This window comes from Flavobacterium sp. GNP011, from assembly GCF_056428925.1.
The window spans coordinates 1-426 of record NZ_JBWJVJ010000062.1 but is presented as its reverse complement, the minus strand read 5'-3'; the positions used below and the strand labels follow the sequence as shown (position 1 = coordinate 426).

At 46.9% G+C, this 426-nt stretch carries 1 pseudogene; it reads right to left on the bottom strand.

The features are described from left to right. Positions 1-426, bottom strand: a pseudogene (locus AC061E_RS16640) (hypothetical protein); the annotation flags it as partial.

The following is a 426-nucleotide window of genomic DNA, read 5'->3' as shown; positions in this document are numbered from 1 at the left end:
TACAGTAGGGGCGTTGTTATTGTCGATAATCGTACCAGTAGCCGAAACAGCTCCAGAGGCAATACTAAAGTCCTCATTTACTTCGTCGATAGCATCCACCGTTGTAGGTACCGCTACAGTTCCCGTAGTTGCACCCGCAGGAACAGTTACCGTTACAGCAGTAGTAGTGTAATCTGCACTTCCAGCCGTACCATTAGTCAATACAAAAGTATAAGTTGTATCTACCGCCGATGGGTTGCTTAGTGTAAAGTTGAATACCACATCACTTCCTTCGGTAGCCGAAGCAGGAGAGATCGTAGCCACAGTAGGAGCGTTGTTATTGTCGATAATAGTACCCGTAGCCGAAGCAGCTCCAGAGGCAATACTAAAGTTTTCATCAGCCTCGTCGATAGCATCCACAGTTGTAGGTACCGATACGGTTCCAGT